This window comes from Roseivirga thermotolerans, assembly GCF_014653175.1.
GTDB classification, from domain to species: Bacteria; Bacteroidota; Bacteroidia; order Cytophagales; family Cyclobacteriaceae; genus Roseivirga; species Roseivirga thermotolerans.
The window spans coordinates 121,667-139,435 of sequence record NZ_BNAG01000004.1 but is presented as its reverse complement, the minus strand read 5'-3'; the positions used below and the strand labels follow the sequence as shown (position 1 = coordinate 139,435).

16 protein-coding genes and 1 tRNA gene are annotated in these 17,769 nt (G+C 43.8%); 15 read left to right on the top strand and 2 right to left on the bottom strand.

The features are described from left to right. Positions 1 to 8: 8 nt before the first annotated feature. The 15 genes from IE164_RS14335 to IE164_RS14265 all read left to right on the top strand — a co-directional run bounded on the left by IE164_RS14335 (position 9) and on the right by IE164_RS14265 (position 14,056). Complete coding sequence (locus tag IE164_RS14335; RefSeq protein ID WP_229838700.1) at positions 9 to 1,064, top strand: iron-containing alcohol dehydrogenase family protein; 1,056 nt, start codon at positions 9 to 11, stop codon at positions 1,062 to 1,064. Positions 1,065 to 1,202: 138 nt separating this feature from the next. Beyond that, the gene (locus IE164_RS14330) at positions 1,203 to 2,090 is read left to right on the top strand and encodes a sugar phosphate isomerase/epimerase family protein (RefSeq protein ID WP_189630942.1); all 888 of its coding nucleotides are present in this window, start codon (positions 1,203 to 1,205) and stop codon (positions 2,088 to 2,090) included. Between the two features lie 236 nt (positions 2,091 to 2,326). Continuing rightward, positions 2,327 to 3,667, top strand: coding sequence for a sugar porter family MFS transporter (locus IE164_RS14325; protein WP_189630941.1), 1,341 nt, complete (start codon positions 2,327 to 2,329; stop codon positions 3,665 to 3,667). Positions 3,668 to 3,837: 170 nt separating this feature from the next. Further along, complete coding sequence (locus IE164_RS14320) at positions 3,838 to 5,817, top strand: LVIVD repeat-containing protein (protein WP_189630940.1); 1,980 nt, start codon at positions 3,838 to 3,840, stop codon at positions 5,815 to 5,817. Between the two features lie 89 nt (positions 5,818 to 5,906). Next, complete coding sequence (locus IE164_RS14315) at positions 5,907 to 7,073, top strand: YncE family protein (RefSeq protein WP_189630939.1); 1,167 nt, start codon at positions 5,907 to 5,909, stop codon at positions 7,071 to 7,073. Positions 7,074 to 7,151: 78 nt separating this feature from the next. Continuing rightward, positions 7,152 to 7,224: transfer RNA gene (locus IE164_RS14310), tRNA-Gln, on the top strand. A 265-nt stretch (positions 7,225 to 7,489) separates the two neighbouring features. After that, a complete protein-coding gene (locus IE164_RS14305) occupies positions 7,490 to 8,197 on the top strand; it encodes an SIMPL domain-containing protein (protein WP_189630938.1) in 708 nt (235 codons plus the stop codon). A gap of 114 nt (positions 8,198 to 8,311) precedes the next feature. Beyond that, positions 8,312 to 9,250, top strand: a complete 939-nt coding sequence (locus tag IE164_RS14300) for a ribose-phosphate pyrophosphokinase (RefSeq protein WP_189630937.1) — start codon at positions 8,312 to 8,314, stop codon at positions 9,248 to 9,250. 13 nt (positions 9,251 to 9,263) lie between these two features. Then, complete coding sequence (locus IE164_RS14295; RefSeq protein ID WP_189630936.1) at positions 9,264 to 9,878, top strand: 50S ribosomal protein L25/general stress protein Ctc; 615 nt, start codon at positions 9,264 to 9,266, stop codon at positions 9,876 to 9,878. 138 nt (positions 9,879 to 10,016) lie between these two features. Further along, positions 10,017 to 10,577 carry an aminoacyl-tRNA hydrolase gene (pth, locus tag IE164_RS14290; RefSeq protein WP_189630935.1) on the top strand — a complete coding sequence of 187 codons (561 nt, stop codon included), beginning with the start codon at positions 10,017 to 10,019 and terminating at the stop codon, positions 10,575 to 10,577. Between the two features lie 114 nt (positions 10,578 to 10,691). Further along, entirely contained in the window at positions 10,692 to 11,030 is a 339-nt protein-coding gene (locus tag IE164_RS14285) for a PadR family transcriptional regulator (protein WP_189630934.1), read from the top strand. Next, entirely contained in the window at positions 11,027 to 11,713 is a 687-nt protein-coding gene (locus tag IE164_RS14280; RefSeq protein WP_189630933.1) for a hypothetical protein, read from the top strand. Before IE164_RS14285 ends, IE164_RS14280 begins: the two co-directional genes overlap by 4 nt. After that, positions 11,710 to 12,384 carry a hypothetical protein gene (locus IE164_RS14275; protein WP_189630932.1) on the top strand — a complete coding sequence of 225 codons (675 nt, stop codon included), beginning with the start codon at positions 11,710 to 11,712 and terminating at the stop codon, positions 12,382 to 12,384. Before IE164_RS14280 ends, IE164_RS14275 begins: the two co-directional genes overlap by 4 nt. Before the next feature lie 143 nt (positions 12,385 to 12,527). Beyond that, entirely contained in the window at positions 12,528 to 13,565 is a 1,038-nt protein-coding gene (locus tag IE164_RS14270) for a serine hydrolase domain-containing protein (RefSeq protein WP_189630931.1), read from the top strand. 26 nt (positions 13,566 to 13,591) lie between these two features. After that, positions 13,592 to 14,056: an SRPBCC family protein gene (locus IE164_RS14265; protein ID WP_189630930.1), complete on the top strand. Its 465-nt coding sequence runs from the start codon at positions 13,592 to 13,594 to the stop codon at positions 14,054 to 14,056. Between the two features lie 12 nt (positions 14,057 to 14,068). Here IE164_RS14265 and IE164_RS14260 read toward each other — a convergent pair whose 3' ends face one another. Next, on the bottom strand, positions 14,069 to 15,298 hold the full coding sequence (locus IE164_RS14260) for a M20 family metallo-hydrolase (protein ID WP_189630929.1): 1,230 nt from the start codon (positions 15,296 to 15,298) through the stop codon (positions 14,069 to 14,071). A gap of 192 nt (positions 15,299 to 15,490) precedes the next feature. Continuing rightward, positions 15,491 to 17,551 carry a methionine--tRNA ligase gene (gene metG / locus IE164_RS14255; protein WP_189630928.1) on the bottom strand — a complete coding sequence of 687 codons (2,061 nt, stop codon included), beginning with the start codon at positions 17,549 to 17,551 and terminating at the stop codon, positions 15,491 to 15,493. Between the last annotated feature and the right edge of the window lie 218 nt (positions 17,552 to 17,769).

The following is a 17,769-nucleotide window of genomic DNA, read 5'->3' as shown; positions in this document are numbered from 1 at the left end:
ACTTCCCAATGGTTAAAATGGTCGTATACGGCAGAGGCTGTTTCGACCAAACCCAAGACATACTCACCCCTCACAGAAAAGCAGATTTTCCATTTATCTTTATTGTAGACGATATTTTTAAGGGGAACAATGCCCTGATCAACAGAATACCGCTTAGCGGCACAGACAAAATAGTTTATGCCAGTGCAGCCGATGAGCCCAAAACCAAGCAAGTAGACGCCATAGCCAACTCGCTAAAAGAGGCTTATGGAGAAGTTTCCGGTATTATTGGCATTGGTGGTGGTAGTATGTTAGACCTTGCCAAGGCTGTTGCCCTAATGATGACCAACCCGGGTTCTTCGGCCGACTATCAGGGTTGGGATCTGGTAAAAGTTCCCGGAGCCTATCATGTAGGTATTCCCACCCTATCCGGCACAGGTGCCGAAGTATCTCGAACTACGGTACTTACAGGGCCACAGCGCAAACTGGGAATGAACTCAGACTATACTCCTTTCGATCAGATTATTCTCGACCCCGAATTGATCAAGAATGCTCCAAAAAACCAGCGGTTTTATACAGGAATGGACTGTTACATACACTGTATTGAATCGCTTACAGGCACCTACCTCAACACCTTCTCTCAATCGTATGGAGAAAAGGCACTGGAGCTTTGCGAAGAGGTGTTTTTGGAAAAGGACGTTTGGGACGATGATTCTGACGACAAACTAATGATGGCTTCTTTCCACGGAGGCATGTCCATTGCCTACTCGCAGGTTGGTGTAGCCCATGCCCTCTCCTATGGCCTGAGCTTTTTGTTGGGCACCAAACATGGTATTGGTAACTGCATAGTGTTCGATCAGCTCGAAGAGTTTTATCCTGAAGGAGTGGCCAAATTCAAAGCCATGGTGAAAAAGCATGATATCGATATACCGAAAGGCATCTGTGCCAACCTCACCGATGAGCAATTTGAAAAAATGATTGATGTGGCCCTGTTTTTAGAACCCCTTTGGGAAAATGCCTTGGGTAAAAACTGGCGCGACACCATTACCCGAAAGAAATTGAGAGCAATGTACGAGAAAATGTAAGTCCAGTACTGTCTGGACTTCATCAAAAGACACCCAACACCGAAAGTAGGTTTGGGTGTCTTTTCGTTTATACCCCTCGTGAGTTTCTGCTAGAAAATTTTCTTCCTTTTTCTTAGTTTCAAAGGAAATATCGATCAAATGAAACGCAGAAACTTTATTCAAACAGCCGGTCTTGCGGCAGCTTCCGCACTGGTGGCCCCTCAGCTTTTGGGGGCAACACGGAGAAGCGAGACCATTAAATCATTCGGCTTTCAGGCCTTTACCGTTCGCGATGTGATCTATAAAGACATGCCCGGTACTCTGAAGAGACTAAGAAAGGCCGGATACGACTATATGGAGCTATTCGACTTTTCTGATGGAAAAATACTGGGAAAGCCCATAGCAGAAGCCAAAGCCATTTTCGAAAAATCCAAGCTTCAGGTAAAAAGCATTCACACACCAACAGGTGCCGGAGAACGCAAAATTCCGGGCACCCTTTGGCACGAGCCACAGCGCGCAATAGACGATGCCGCCACCCTTGGTGCCGAATTTATAGTTTGCCCCTGGCTAATGCCTTTTGAACGAGAGTCTATAGACCAGTATAAAGCACTTTGTGAGCAACTAAACAAAGTGGGTGAAGCCGCTAAAAAATCCAATATCCAGTTGTGCTACCACAACCATGACTTTGAGTTTATGGAGCTGGATGGCGAAGTTCCTATGGAGGTTATCTTAAAAGAAACTGACCCTCAGTATGTGAAAATTGAGCTCGACATATACTGGGCTCGCAAAGCCGAAAAAAACCCGCTAACCTTCTTCAGACAAAACATGGGTCGCGTACCACTATGGCATGTAAAAGACCTCTCCTTAGACGATGGGCAACCTATGACCGAAGTTGGCAATGGAATTATAGACTGGAGACAGATTTTTGGTCATAAGAATGATGCCGGAATGGAATATTTCTTTGTAGAACAGGATGGTAATTTTGCCGAAGATTCAGTAAGCAGCCTGGAAACAAGTATTAAACACTTAAAGAAACTCGTATTCTAATCAATCCCTAAGAGCAAGGCTGCTTCAAAAGTCATGGGTTTTCTTAAGGCCAGTAAGCAACGCAACATTTGCTTCTCTTTTAGAACTAACCCGGGCACTACCAAGCAGCCTTGGCTCCATCTGGTACACTTACCGAAAGGCTGCTCGCAAGCCAACCACTGAAACAAAACCGGGCAGTCGGCACGGAAGCTTAACCGGATTGAATATTTTTCACTCTGCTGACTTAAACACGGATAATGAACAATAACAAAGTCTTTTACTGGTCGATTGCCGGGGCATTGGCCGGATTTCTATTTGGATTCGATACCATAGTAATCAATGGTGCCGAACAAGAGCTACAGAAACTCTGGTCCGGGTATACGCTCAATGGTCGAAACGATCTTTTCCATGGTATAGTGGTAGTCGGTTCAGCCTTGTGGGGAACTGTTATTGGAGCCATGTTTGGTGGTTTTCCCAACGATAAGATCGGTCGTAAAAAGACTTTGTTTCTCATAGGAGTTCTATATACTGTTTCTGCCCTGGGCTCTGCACTTGTAAGCGATCCATGGCTTTTTGCAGCCTTCCGCTTTATTGGTGGCTTGGGTGTTGGAGCATCGACCATAGCCGCACCAACCTTTGTTTCAGAAATTGCCCCAGCCAACCAAAGAGGGCGCCTTGTGGCCCTCTATCAGCTAAATATTGTATTCGGTATCCTTGTCGCCTTCATATCGAACTACCTGATTGCTAAAAGTATAGAAATAGAATCCTGGCGATGGATGATAGGCATTGAAGCCCTGCCTGCCTTGCTCTATACACTCATAGTGCTGACCGTACCGGAAAGCCCTCGTTGGCTTTTACTAAAGCAGGGTAATGTGGAAAAAGCGCGTAAAATTTTCGAAAAAATTTACCATTCCACCCAGGTTCAAGCCCAGTTAGAACAAGTTCGAACCTCCTCGCCACAAACACGCGGCTCTAGCGAAAAGCTTTTTTCGGCTAAGTATAAACGTCCCCTCCTGCTCGCCTTTGCCATTGCGTTCTTCAATCAGTTCAGCGGTATCAATGCCCTGCTATACTACGCCAAAAGAATATTCTCAGAAGCCGGCCTGGGCGAGGATGCCGTATTTTTAAGTACAGTAGGTGTAGGTATTGCCAATTTTATTTTCACCATTATTGGCGTAATTATTATCGACAAAGTAGGCCGTAAACGCCTAATGTATATAGGTTCCTTTGGCTATATTATTACTCTCACCACCACCTCACTAGCCTTCTTCTTTGGTTGGGCTTCTATTGTACCACCTGCTTTATTTCTATTCATTGGAGCTCATGCCATAGGCCAGGGCGCTGTTATATGGGTATTTATCTCTGAAATTTTCCCCAACCACATGCGCTCAAAAGGTCAGTCATTTGGCTCATCAGTACACTGGTGGTTAGCAGCCATTATACCAGCCATGGTTCCCGTATTGTTCACCACCATTGGTGCCGGTTGGGTATTTGCTGCTTTTGCCATACTCATGGCCTTTCAGCTAATTTTTGTTTGGAAGGTTATGCCCGAAACCAAAGGCAAAACACTAGAGCAGTTGGAAACTGAAATGCTCTAATAGCTCCAATGGAAGGCCATAAAAAGAAAAACCCACTTTTTAAGCACTGAATCTATGGGCATCGAATATGCCTCTGTGTGCCGAAAAATTTGGTATACCACCTGTCAATCATAGGTTGTATGATTTGAGCAGATTAGGTACTTTTCATTTTTAAACTTAAACCACTAATAATGAAGCACTTGTTAAAACTCACCTTTTTAGCCCTGCTCCTGCTGCCGGCAGGTCTTATGGCTCAAAAGAAAATTGTAGCTCCGGATGAAATTGTTCTCAATGTGGGAGAAAAGAAAAAATTAGACATCTACGTTCAGGAAAACGGCAAAAAGTCTAAAGAAGATGTAAGAGCTTTCTCACGCGCCAGACGCAGTGTATATGTAGATTCTACCCAAACCATTGAGGCATTTAAACCCGGTGAGTTTGAAGTGCTTGTAATTGGTGGTGGTTCAGTGGCCGATTATCCTGAAGGAAATCGCAAAAGTATCAAGGTAAGGGTCAACTACCCTCCCATTTCAGAAATTAAAATAGAAGGCATACCCAATACTATTTATGCCGGTACTCCGGTAGCCCTCAAATACAAAGTAATTGATAAGGCCGGTCTGGAAAGAGCAGATGTTCAAGTTACTTTTAGCTCAGCCAACTCTTCGGTGGCCAGTGTTTCCGGTTTTGGGGTTATCAATACATTCAAAGAAGGAAAAGTAAATATCACTGCCAAAGCAGAAAACATTGAAAATACCATAAGCCTAAATGTGGTTAAAAATCCCATTACTCGTATTGAGCTTAGTGCTGATGGAGACCAGGGAAGAACCGGTGATGTGTTCCATTTCAATGCCAAAGCACTCGATGCCAAAGGCAATGTAATTGCCGATGCACCCATTCAGTATTCCTTTTATGGCGTTTCTGACGATGTAAGCCAAAGCGCATCGGGCCTGATTAAGCAAGATGGCCGGTTCGTAGCCGATGAAGCGGGAACATACACCATAACCGCTGCCGCAGGAGTAGCTTCTGCTTCAAAAACCCTCCGCATTGTACCGCGGGATGTTACACGAAAAATTGAAATGGTAGGTCAGGGTTCTGTTAACGATAAGCATACGTCAGACCTGTGGATTTGGGAAGGTGTAGATGGCCGAGACTATGCGGTTACCGGCACCTGGGGAGCCGATGGTAAGGCCTACTTCTGGGACGTTACCAATCCTGCCAACATTTTTAAAATAGACTCTGTGCAGGTAGACGCCCGAACGGTTAACGATGTAAAAATTTCAGAAGACGGTACCATTTGTGTTATTAGCCGGGAAGGAGCCTCTAACCGTAAAAACGGACTGGTCATTATCGATGTAAAAGACCCTCGAAACGTAGAAATCATCTCCACTTTCGATGAAAACCTAACCGGTGGTGTTCACAATGTTTTCATCTACAAAAACCACATATACGCCCTTAGTGCCGGTCAAAAGTACTACATCATTAACATAGAAGATCCCAAAAAGCCCTATGCGGTTTCTAAATTTGAACTAGATACGCCAGGCCACGCCATACACGATGTATGGGTAGAAGACGGAATCGCCTATTCTTCTAACTGGTCAGACGGTATACAGCTAGTGGACGTAGGCAATGGCATAGCCGGAGGATCGCCCAAAAACCCGGTGCAATTTGCAAGCTATGCCTATCCGAACGGAGCCAACCATGCCGCCTTCCCGTACCGAAGCAAAACCGGAAAATTCTATGTAATTGGTGGTGATGAAATCTTCCCCTACGGACTCAACACAGCCAAGGGTGGAGTAAATATGGCCGGAGGTTATCTGCACATTATTGACTTTACCGATCTGGAAAACCCCGAAGAAATAGCCAGAGTTGAAATTCCTTATGCCGGCTCTCACAACTACTGGATTGAAGATGATATACTCTATGTAGCTTTCTACAATGCCGGGGTAAGAGTTTTCGATTTGAGTGGAGAGCTAATGGGTGACCTAAGAAAACAAGGCCGCGAAATTGCCTGGTTTATTCCAAACGATGGCAATGGTTACACCCCCAACGCACCGTTTACCTGGGGAGCTCAGTTACACAAAGGACACATCTTCTTCTCTGACTGGAATAGTGGACTGTGGTCGGCCAAATTGGAGCCAGAAAAACCAAAAGAAACAAAAATTCAGTCGAAGTAATTTAGAGCATTCTGTGATCAGTATGTCAGTAAATAGGTAGAAATTTACTGATGTGCTGATCAATAGATCACTGATAACCACCAAAAGAAATGAAGAAGCTATTTACCCTTTTTGGCCTCGCCATAGCCCTGTCGGTACAAGCTCAGAGCTATTACGTGTATGTGACTGCCGAGTCTGAAGACGAAGTGTCGGTTGTGAAGTTTGACGGTAAAAAAGCCGAAACCATCAAAACAATTCCTGTAGGGGTTTGGCCTGCCGAGATTGAAGGGCCGCATGGTATTACCGTTGGCCCCAATGGTGAATATTGGTACTTGAGCCTGGCTCATGGCAACCCATACGGTATGCTCTACAAGTTTAAAACCGGAACCGATGAGCTGGTAGGCACCGTTCAGCTGGGCCTCTTTCCTGCCTCTATGCAGGTTTCGCCTGTAACAGGCCTGCTCTACTGTGTTAATTTCAATCTCCATGGCGATATGGTACCCAGCACGGTATCGGTGGTCGATGTGGAGTCTATGACCGAGCTCGACCAGATCACTACCGGTGCCATGCCCCATGGCAGCCGACTAAGCCGCGATGGAATGAAGCATTATTCGGTGGCCATGATGTCGGGCGAACTATTCGAAATTGATGCACTGGACCTGGTTGTTACCAAAAAATTCGATCTGGACGAAGCCAGTAAAATGCTGGACATGGATCATTCGAAGATGGACCACTCAGCCATGGGACACAACATGGCAGACAAGGGCCAAAAAGAAAAGGCTATGGATCACTCCAAAATGGATCATTCGGCAATGGGCCATGGAGCCATGAAGCACTCAGCATTTAAACCCACCTGGGTGAGCCCTCACCCATCTAAAGATCTGGTGTATGTAGCCGGCAATGGAGCCGATGAGGTACTGGAGATTGATACCAAAACCTGGAAAGCCACTCGCAAATTCAAAACCGATAAAGGGCCATATAACATCGATCTGTCGCCCGATGGCAAGTACATGGTAGTATCTTATAAATCGGCCGCGAAAACCGGGATCTGGAATTTGGAAACCGGAGAAGAACTGGCCAGGCTAAACAACAGCCAGAAGGTCACTCATGGTGTAGCCGTTTCTCCCGACTCGCGATATGCCTTTGTAAGCGTGGAAGGTATTGCCGATGATCCCGGAATGGTGGATGTAATTGATTTACAAACGCTTAAAGTTGTAGACACCGCATATCTTGGAAAACAAGCCGGAGGCATTGCTTTTTGGAAGGTTGAAGACTGAAAAAAAAGTTAACATTTTTTGCTCAAAACATTTTCAAATCTAAACTCAACGACTACTTTTGTACTCCGATTTCAACGGTGGTCCATGGTGTAACTGGCAACACGTCTGATTTTGGTTCAGAAGAGTCTAGGTTCGAGCCCTAGTGGACCAACAAAAAGCCCTCTCATTTAATTGAAAGGGCTTTTTTTATTGCACTATGTTACACACTTACTACAAAAACACGGTTTATCCCGGTATTTGAACCTTAGTTTTAGTACCATAACTGCACTTATAAATATAGGCAGCCCCTCTTAAACAACTTTGAACAGTGTAAAGCCCAGCCCCTGTCACTCCAGGCAAACTATGCTCTAAAATAATTTCCTCTTTGCTCACAATAGGAACGCCTCAACTCCTGTTCAGCAATAAACTCAATACACATGAAAAGCAGCACAAACATAGGCATGGCCATACTAGGTGTGGCCATTGTGGTATCCGGCCTATTCATTAGCAACATACAAGTCAAATCAAGAGCATTCGATCGGTCGGTTGAGGTAAAAGGATTGGCCGAACGGGAAGTAGCGGCCGATCTTGGTGTGTGGCCGGTACAGGTTACACTCACCTCCAACAACCTCAACAAGCTCAAAGCCGATTTGGAACAGCAAAAAGCAACAGTCATTGAGTTCTTCAGGCAGCAAGGGTTTTCGCCAGAGGAGTTCTCTACCGGCCCTGTGAATATACAAGACACTCAGGCCAACCCGTATGGAAACAATGCTAACCTACCCTATCGATACATAGCCCAAATGGAATTTACCGTACGCACCAACAATTTGCAGAAACTGCAAAACAGCCTTACCGCCTCTCTTGAGTTGGTAGCACAGGGTATTCTCATAGGCTCAAAGAACACCTGGCAACCTATAGAATATATTTTTACCAGCCTGAACACGATTAAACCGGATATGATTGAAGAGGCGACAAAGAATGCCAGAGAGGTAGCCGAAAAGTTCGCCAAAGACTCAGACTCACGGGTGGGTAAAATAAAATCGGCCAAGCAGGGTGTTTTTAGCATAACCGATCGCGATCAGAACACGCCATTTGTAAAAAATGTGCGCGTAGTAACCACTATAGACTATTTTATAAAAGACTGATTTACTGCCCAATAAGAGCCGGAGAGGCACAAACGGCCACCCCAACAAATATTCAAACTTCACTCTTAATTTTATTTATTAAATTCCTACCTTTGCAGCTCAAAATTTGGCACCGTGAGTAATTCAACCAGAGAACATAAAATTTTTGCAGGAAACGGATCGGCAGACCTTGGGAAAAAAATCGGAGAATTCTTCGGTCAGGGACTGGGAGGTATACAATTGCAAAAATTCTCTGATGGCGAAATGGCTCCCTATTTTACCGAGTCCATTCGCGGAGCCAATGTTTTTTTAGTGCAATCGACCATGGCACCAGCCGAAAACCTGGTGGAACTTTGCCTGATGATTGATGCGGCCAAAAGAGCTAGTGCATACAAAGTAATTGCTGTTCTTCCCTATTTTGGCTATGCTCGTCAGGATCGAAAAGACAAGCCCAGAATTGCCATTGGAGCTAAAATGGTTGCCAATATTCTGACAGCCGCAGGAGCCGACAGGATAATGACCTGCGACTTGCATGCCGGACAGATTCAGGGCTTTTTCGATATCCCAGTAGATCACCTGGATGGGTCGGCTATTTTTGTGCCGTACCTCAGAAGTCTGAATATGGACGAGCTTCTCTTCGCTTCTCCCGATGTAGGAGGTGTGAAAAGAACCCGAGAATATGCACAACATTTCAATGCTGAAATGGTGGTTATTGATAAGCACCGAAAGCGCCCCAACGAAGTAGCCGAAATGCGAATTATTGGTAGCGTAGAAGGCAAAAATGTGGTGCTGGTTGATGACTTGGTAGACACCGGAGGAACCTTGTGCAAAGCTGCCAAAATAATTATGGAAGAAGGAGCCAAGTCGGTGAGAGCCGTGTGTACTCACCCGGTACTTTCCGGCAAAGCCTACGAAAATATTGAAAATTCTGTGTTGGACGAACTCGTGGTAACCGATACCATTCCACTCGCCCAGCAATCATCTAAAATCCGTGTGTTAACTGTTGCCGAGCTTTTTGCCAAGGCCATTAAAAACATTACCACAGACGGTTCAATCAGTCAATTATTTATTTAACAATTATATAAAAATGAGAGAAGTAGAGATTATAGGGTTTAAAAGAGCAAATCTCGGAAGAGCCGAAGCAAACAGACTTAGAGCTGAAGGCAACGTACCAGGTGTTTTGTATGGTGGCGATGAGCAAGTGCACTTCTATGCACCGGCCATTCAGTTTCGTCCTGTATTGTACACGCCTGAAGCATGCTTTATTAAGCTAAACATTGAAGGCACTGAGTATAGAGCAATTGTACAAGAGTCTCAGTGGCATCCTGTAAGCGAAGCCTTGTTGCACGTAGACCTTCTTCAGCTATTTGCCGGCAAGCCAATTAAGATGGATATTCCGGTAAGAGCTACGGGTAATGCCATTGGTGTAAAAAATGGTGGTACACTTATCTTGAAAAACCCAAGATTGAAAGTGAAGGCCCTGCCGAAAAACATGCCAGAGGTAATTGAAATTGATGTAACTAATCTAAGAATTGGTAAGTCTATAAAAGTAGGTCAACTGCCTACCGACAATTTCGAATTCCTTACCAGCTCATTGGTAACAGTAGTGAACATCGCTATTCCAAGAGCCCTTAGAGGTAAGTCTGCCGAAGAACTTGAGGCCGCTGAAAACGAGGCTGAGGAAGAAGCATCAGCAGAATAATAGAATTATAAGCTTATGGAAATCCTGCTCAGCAATGGGCAGGATTTTTTATTTTATGTGCTCAAAGTTTAATGCTTTAAGTTTAAAATCTTGAGTTTGACTACTTACTTTGAACACCAAACTTGAAACTCGGACTTCATGAAGTTTTTGATCATCGGACTTGGCAACATTGGCCCGGAATATGAACTTACCCGTCATAATATTGGCTTTTTGACATTAGATAGGCTGGCAGATCAGAAAGGAGCCACTTTCGAAATGTCTCGTCTGGCCTATCATGCCGAAGTAAAACACAAAGGCCGTACTATCCACCTCATTAAGCCTACCACATACATGAACCTGAGCGGCAAAGCCATGCGCCATTGGATGAATGAACTGAACATTCCTAAAGAAAACTGCCTGGTGATTGTAGATGACATTGCCATTCCCTTTGGCAAACTTAGAATGCGCGCCAAAGGCTCCAGTGCCGGACACAACGGACTCAAAAACATCGAAGACCTTACGGGAGGGCAGAACTACCCCAGGCTGAAGTTTGGCATTGGTGATGATTTTCCGAAAGGTAGACAGGTAGATTATGTACTTAGCAAATTTACCCCACAAGAGTTTGATGAACTACCATTTATAATGGACAAGGCCATTGATATGATTTATGGCTTTTGCACCATCGGCATTAGCCGAACCATGACAGAGTACAATGACTAGTTGGTTTATGGTTCATGGTTTATAGTTCATAGTGTGCCCTCCAATGAACTATAAACAATAAACTAAATCAATACCCAAGTTTCTTATACATAAGAAAATTATGTATACTTGGATATGTCTTCAAGTAAACTACTCAAGGGAAGCCTGGCCACTATTGTTCTTCGGCTCTTGGAAGAGCAAGAAAAGATGTATGGCTATGAGATTACCCAGAAAGTAAAGCAACTCACCGAAGGTGAATTTAAGATCACCGAAGGAGCTCTCTATCCTACCCTACATAAACTGGAAGCCGAAGGTTACCTGACCACAGAAACTCAATTGGTAGACGGCAGAGTCCGCAAATACTACTCCCTAACCAAGGAAGGCAATGCTGAAGCCAAAGCCAAAGTCTCTGAGCTGGAAGAATTTTTAGCAAACCTCCAAAAAGTGTTAAACCCTAAACTTGGATTGGGATGATTACGAAAGATGAACAACACACAATTGAACAGTATCTCAAAACCATAGGCATCAATACTATGGAGTTCTTTGAGGAAATGTATGATCATATCTGTACCTCCTTTGAAAACCGAAAGGACAAGAGTCAGGGCATCGATGCCCACATCAGAGATGTAGTGCAGCCAAGTTTTGGAGGAGTAAATGGCATCATCAAGATAAGAGATCAGAGAACTAAGGCCAGAATTAGACTAGTAAGAAAACGATTTGGTCAGATTTTTATAAGCTACTTCCTGGGTTGGCCCAATGTATTAATCACTTTTGGTGTAATTCTTGGATGTTGGACGCTATCGCAGCTTTTTGGTATTAAAACCCTCATTACGATAAGCTCCATCTGCTTTATTTTCATTCCATTGACTTTCTTCTTTGGCAAATGGATCCAGTTTTGGAGGAAATGTAAAAAGGCCGGCAAGGTTTACCGAACCTCAGAGGTCTACCAGATCTTCACCCCTTTTATGGCTCTGGCTCTGCAAGTACCCAACATGACCATTCAAAGTTGGAACATGTTCGCTGACAAAGACATTTATGGCAGCCTGTTTATTCACCCTGAAATATGCATTCCATTAAGCATCATTATGCTTATCTCATTCTTTACGCTGAGCAAGCTTTATAAGGAAGAATTCATCATCAAAACCTCTTTCAATTGAAACTCACACAAGATCAATTAGCTGAAATCAAGAAATTCATCCACTCCAGAGGTTTCACTCATATTGAAGTAGAAATGGAGATTTTGGATCATGTGGCTTCTGCCGTTGAAGTTAAACTGGAATCAGACCCTAACAAATCAATCACGAAAGCCATACATGAAGTTCATGCAGGTTTTGGCCCACTGGGTTTTAGCGTGATGGAAGATGAGTTTAGAAAGGGTTTCGGAAAGCATTATCAATCCATCCGTAAAGGTCTTTTGAAGAAATATCTATGGTCAGAAAGGGCTTGGGTTACACTGCTGGTCATTATGGCATCTTTCGCCTTGAGTACAATATTGAAAAATCTGCCTGCATCATTTAACCTCGTCTTACTTCTCGCACTTAGTTCCATTTCATGGTTATCACTCTACTTCTACTTTAGGAGAGTATTCAGGAAATGGAGAAAGAAATCGATGGTCATTAGCCACCAGCTGGGCAAAATCGGCCTTGGTAGTTATATGATTTATTACACTATTTACTATGCCCATGAGTTTATTGGGATGGACTTCAGTTCAACTTCATTACTAACTGCTTGCCTGACCATATTATCACTTAGTACGCTTTTTACGAAAGACTGTATACTGGAAGTATTTCACTGGACCAACGAGCGGTATTTGAAATACGTTAGATAGACCTCCATTCTCTTTATGAGTTTTCGAAATTGAGGATCATATAACACACTATTACTGTCCACAATGCTATTTAAGATATATCGCTAACATTTGATGACAATCGATTGGGCACTCAAAAGCCCACTAATATACAGCCCTGAATCATGACCAAGAAAAAAACGAAACGCATACTTAAAGTCATTTTTATTGCCGCATCAATAGGCACGCTGTACTTTGTGCCCTGGCTATTGGTTAAAGCATGGATACTTCCACTGCCTGATACAGTTCAGGAGCAATTGGATGAAGCCATTGGCCATGGGTTTGATGGAATGATTGTTTATGTAGATCAAGCTGGCCAACCACCCCGGTATTTTGCATCCGGCTGGCATAACAGAGACACAAAAATTCCGGCTTACCCACAGGCATTATTTAAGATTGCCAGCATCAGCAAGCTATATGATGCTGTAGCTGTTGCCAAATTGGTTAATGATGGAAGGCTATCTCTCGATAAAACATTAGCCGACTATTTACCTGAGCTAGTGGGCAGCATTGAAAATGCGGATAAGATCACTTTGAGGTTGATGATTCAGCATAGAAGTGGCATTCCGAATTTTACTGATAGCCCAGGTTTCTGGGCTGCTCCAACAGAAACCTTCGAAGAAAGTCTGGCACTGATTGAGAACCAACCAGCCAACTTCGAACCGGGCGAAGACTATCAATATTGCAATACGAATTACCTGTTGATCAATAAGATAATGGATGAAGAATTAGGTTATCCCAACTTTCAATTCATTCAAGAAGAAGTATTAACCCCTTTAAGTCTTAACAATACCCATGCTTCGCTCAATGAAGTGAACATAGACGATGTAATGAGTGGCTATCATGAAGGTTACGAATTTGACTTAAAAGAAAACGATCACGGCATGCATGCCACCGCAGAGGATGTGGGCATCTTCTTAAGGGCATTGAATGATGGGTCGTTATTCGAACCGGGAGAACAGGAAATCTACGCTTCCATATATGAGTTTGAGCACGGAGGTTGGGTTCCGGGGTACCAAAGTTTTGCAAATTATGATAAGGACCTTGATGCTGTTGTCATAGCCTTTTACAGCACGACTGATCCCAAACTTTATAACTGGAATCTGTCGGAGATCATAAATAATAGAATTGTCAAAATTCTGGAAAGACAAAAAAGCTTATAATCTTGAGTAAGGAAATGGATTCAAGCATGAAAAAGATACAATACACAATGGATATTAAGGCATCTGCTGAGAAGGTTTACAAGACCATGCTGGGGCTTGACAATATTGAGACCTACAATCAATGGACAGCCGAATTCAATCCAACCTCAACTTATGAAGGAAGCTGGGAGAAAGGCACCAAGATATATTTTGTCGGAACGGATGAAAATGGTAAGAAGGGCGGCATGGTATCTGAAATTGCAGAGAACATTCCATTTGAGTTTGTCTCTATTCGTCATTACGGAATTTTAGACGGAGAAAACGAAATTACCGAAGGCCCTGATGTTGAAAGTTGGGCAGGTAGTCTGGAGAACTATTCATTCCATGAGCACAATGGGATAACCACCGTAACTGCAGAAATCGAACTCGCAGAAGAATACCTTAATTATTTTGATGAGACCTGGCCTAGGGCATTGAATAAACTCAAGGAACTATCTGAATCTGGCAAATGACCAATTGACTAATTACCCAATTCCCGATTTTCCAAGAACCGCTGCCAGTAGCACATTCGCTCCATTCTCCACATCATGATCGTGAGAATACTCTTCTACATTGTGGCTGATGCCTTTTACGCTAGGAATAAAAATCATGGTCGAAGGACAAAAAGAGGCCATCATTTGAGCATCATGTCCGGCTCCACTAGGCATTCTTTTATAGGTCAATCCCAAAGATTTAGTGGCATGCTGCACACTGTCAGTCATGGCTAATGGGAAACGAACCGGGCCAAATCGTACCATTTCCTCTCTTTCCAATAACAGCTTATCGCTCGCTACCACATCATTTATATAAGCATCGATATCTTTCTGTGCCTCTTTGAGAAGCGTTTCGTCAGTGCTACGAACATCCAGGGTAAAGGCTGCACTTTCAGGGACTATATTGATTGCCCCCGGACTAAACTTGACCGACCCCACGGTAGTCAATACCCGACTATCTCGCTTTCGAGCATATTCTCCCACAAACTGTTGAACTTTGGCAGAGGCAAAACCGGCATCTTTGCGGTAATACAATGGAGTGGTTCCTGCATGGTTTGCTTCGCCTTTTATCACATAACGCGTCCAATAAATACCCTGCACCAATTCCACAACCCCAATATTTATTTGCTCCAGTTCCAATACCGGACCTTGCTCAATGTGTAGCTCATAAAATGAATCGAATTCTATAGCTCCCGGCTTCATTTTACCGGCATAACCTATAGACTTTAAGCAGCTTCCGACTGTTTCGTTGGGGTCGTCATAAGCTGAAGATTTTAAAATTTCGGAGAGGTCGGCCTTGCCGGCATACACATGGCTGCCCATCATATCTGGAGCAAATCTTACTCCTTCTTCATTGGTAAAGTTGACGAGCGCCAAAGGTTTGTCTGTTTCGATATGATTGTCATTGAGCGTATGAATCAATTCTAAACCCGCAAGTACTCCCAGTGCGCCATCGTATCTGCCTCCCGAATAGACAGTATCGAGGTGTGACCCAAAAGCCACCGGCTTACCTTCAGACTTGCCTTTTCTAAGCCCAATCATATTACCCAACTGATCGATATGAACTTCCAGTCCGGCATCAGTCATTTGAGTTTTGAGTAAATCTCTCGCCTCTTTGTCTTCTTTAGACAGGGCTATGCGCTCCACACCAATTCTGCCCTTCTTCCCTATTTGAGCATAGCGATCGAGGTTTTCCAACAAGCGTTGCGCATTTATTTTCATGAAACTGTTTTATGTTCAAGGTTCTTGGTTTCTGGTTCATTGTTCAGAGTTTATAGTTTGGAGTACATGGTTATGGACACCCTTAAATCCTCTGGAAGGGAATAGCTTCACCATAAACGCCCTACCTTTACCATAGCTCTCAGCAGGCCGGTTTTAGCACCGGTTTACCCCCTTTAAACCATTAACCTTAAACTAACTTACGGTAGAACCCGGGTTTACGTTTTCATTGGGTTGAATAAGCCTTAGGTTACCTTCTGCGTCTTCAGCCATCAGAATCATGCCTTCTGAAACCGTGCCCATCATTGGCCTTGGAGCTAAATTGGCCACAATGGTTACTTGTTTACCAATCATTTCTTCAGGAGAATAATGCTTGGCAATTCCACTCAAAATGGTGCGTTTATCCACACCAGTATCTACCAAAAACTGAAGTAGCTTATTGGACTTCTCCACTCGTTTGGCTTCCAAAATGGTTCCTACCCTAAGGTCCAATTTCATAAAATCGTCAAATACAATGGTTTCTTTGAGTGGGGCTACTTCTACTTCTTTGTTCTCCATTTGGTTTTGTTTCTTAGTATTCTCCAGTTTCTGAATTTGTTCTTCTATGGTTTTATCTTCTATTTTCTCGAAAAGTAATTGCGGTTGCTTCAATTCATGGCCTGCCTTGAGCAGATCGTCAGAGCCGGCAACTGACCAATCTAATTGTCCGAGGTTAATGAAATCGCTTAGTTTTGCCGTACTGAAGGGTATAAACGGCTCAGCTACGATAGCCAGATTAGCTACCAATTGCAAAGCAATGTTTAGAATGGACTTTACTCGTTCTTCATCGGTTTTTATCAGTTTCCATGGCTCGGTGTCAGCAAGGTATTTATTGCCTATTCTTGCCAGGTCCATCATCTCCGCAAGAGCCTCTCTAAACCTATAACGTTCTATAGAATCGCCTACTTTCTTGGGTACCTGACCCAGGGCATGAAGTACTTCTCTATCGATATCGAATAGCTCTCCCCGCTCAGGCACTTTTCCTTCAAAATACTTGTGGGTAAGAACCACTGCCCGGTTAACAAAGTTGCCCAATATGGCTACAAGTTCGCTATTGTTTCTAGCCTGAAAGTCTTTCCAGGTAAAATCGTTGTCTTTGGTTTCGGGAGCATTGGCACAAAGGGCATAGCGTAGCACATCTTGCTTACCGGGAAGCTCCTGAAGGTATTCGTGTAACCAAACGGCCCAGTTTCTTGAGGTCGATATCTTATCGTTTTCCAGGTTTAAAAATTCATTGGCCGGAACATTTTCCGGTAAAATATAATCGCCATGTGCCTTGAGAATGGCAGGGAAAATAATGCAATGAAACACAATGTTATCTTTGCCAATAAAGTGCACCAGCTTGGTGTCTTTGTCTTTCCAGTAAGGCTCCCAATCTATTCCCTTCTCTGCAGCCCACTCGCGGGTAGCCGAGATATAACCGATTGGGGCATCGAACCAAACGTAGAGTACTTTACCATCGGCTCCCTGAACTGGCACTTGAATCCCCCAATCTAAATCCCGTGTCATGGCTCGAGGCTGCAAACCACCATCAATCCAGGACTTACATTGGCCCCACACGTTGGGTTTCCAATCATTTTTATGTCCTTCTACTATCCATTGATTGAGCCACTTTTCATAGTTCTGCAGGGGCAGATACCAATGTTTAGTTTCTTTAAGTACGGGTGGATTTCCTGTGAGTGTAGATTTAGGGTTGATCAGATCGGTTGGGTTGAGTGAAGTACCACAATTCTCACACTGATCGCCATAGGCTGATGGATGGTTGCACTTAGGGCAGGTACCTGTAATATAGCGGTCTGCCAAAAATTGCTTGGCCTCCTCATCAAAGTATTGCTCACTTACGCGCTCCTCAAACTTCCCTTCCTTGTAAAGCTTTTTGAAGAATTCTTGTGCTGTCTCATGATGCACCGAGTTGGAAGTGCGCGAATAGATATCAAAAGAAACACCTAGTTGATCAAAGCTTTTTTTGATCATGCCGTGGTATTTATCTACGATTTGCTGAGGGTCTATACCTTCTTTTCGGGCACGCATGGTAATGGCCATTCCGTGTTCATCGGAACCACAAATAAAGGCCACATCTTCTCCCCTGGAACGCAAATAGCGCACATAAATATCTGCCGGAATATATACCCCTGCCAGGTGGCCAATATGAACAGGACCATTGGCATAGGGCAAAGCAGCTGTAACAGTATGTCTTTTGAAATCCGTTTTCGTCATGGCTGCAAAGATAGTTTTTAGATTCCTGAAGTCAGATTTTAGAGAATCAAATTTGGCAGGAACATAAATAAATTAGCCCACGGTTTAAACCGTGGGCTAATTATTGGTTGTACTGATTTGGAGATTCCCGCCTTCGCGGGAATGACAACTATTTCTCTCCATAAGAGGCTCTCACAGAGAACTCTGAAGAACCATTAATCTCCGAGGCCCTTTTAGGA

Excerpts from the sequence above, each read along its gene's own strand:
- IE164_RS14265 (WP_189630930.1), top strand. The coding sequence starts at position 13,592 with ATGAAAAAGATACAATACACAATGGATATTAAGGCATCTGCTGAGAAG.
- metG (WP_189630928.1), bottom strand. The coding sequence starts at position 17,551 with ATGACGAAAACGGATTTCAAAAGACATACTGTTACAGCTGCTTTGCCC.
- IE164_RS14320 (WP_189630940.1), top strand. The coding sequence starts at position 3,838 with ATGAAGCACTTGTTAAAACTCACCTTTTTAGCCCTGCTCCTGCTGCCG.
- pth (WP_189630935.1), top strand. The coding sequence starts at position 10,017 with ATGAAGTTTTTGATCATCGGACTTGGCAACATTGGCCCGGAATATGAA.
- IE164_RS14305 (WP_189630938.1), top strand. The coding sequence starts at position 7,490 with ATGAAAAGCAGCACAAACATAGGCATGGCCATACTAGGTGTGGCCATT.
- IE164_RS14280 (WP_189630933.1), top strand. The coding sequence starts at position 11,027 with ATGATTACGAAAGATGAACAACACACAATTGAACAGTATCTCAAAACC.
- IE164_RS14295 (WP_189630936.1), top strand. The coding sequence starts at position 9,264 with ATGAGAGAAGTAGAGATTATAGGGTTTAAAAGAGCAAATCTCGGAAGA.
- IE164_RS14260 (WP_189630929.1), bottom strand. The coding sequence starts at position 15,298 with ATGAAAATAAATGCGCAACGCTTGTTGGAAAACCTCGATCGCTATGCT.
- IE164_RS14270 (WP_189630931.1), top strand. The coding sequence starts at position 12,528 with ATGACCAAGAAAAAAACGAAACGCATACTTAAAGTCATTTTTATTGCC.
- IE164_RS14285 (WP_189630934.1), top strand. The coding sequence starts at position 10,692 with ATGTCTTCAAGTAAACTACTCAAGGGAAGCCTGGCCACTATTGTTCTT.
- IE164_RS14325 (WP_189630941.1), top strand. The coding sequence starts at position 2,327 with ATGAACAATAACAAAGTCTTTTACTGGTCGATTGCCGGGGCATTGGCC.
- IE164_RS14315 (WP_189630939.1), top strand. The coding sequence starts at position 5,907 with ATGAAGAAGCTATTTACCCTTTTTGGCCTCGCCATAGCCCTGTCGGTA.
- IE164_RS14335 (WP_229838700.1), top strand. The coding sequence starts at position 9 with ATGGTTAAAATGGTCGTATACGGCAGAGGCTGTTTCGACCAAACCCAA.
- IE164_RS14330 (WP_189630942.1), top strand. The coding sequence starts at position 1,203 with ATGAAACGCAGAAACTTTATTCAAACAGCCGGTCTTGCGGCAGCTTCC.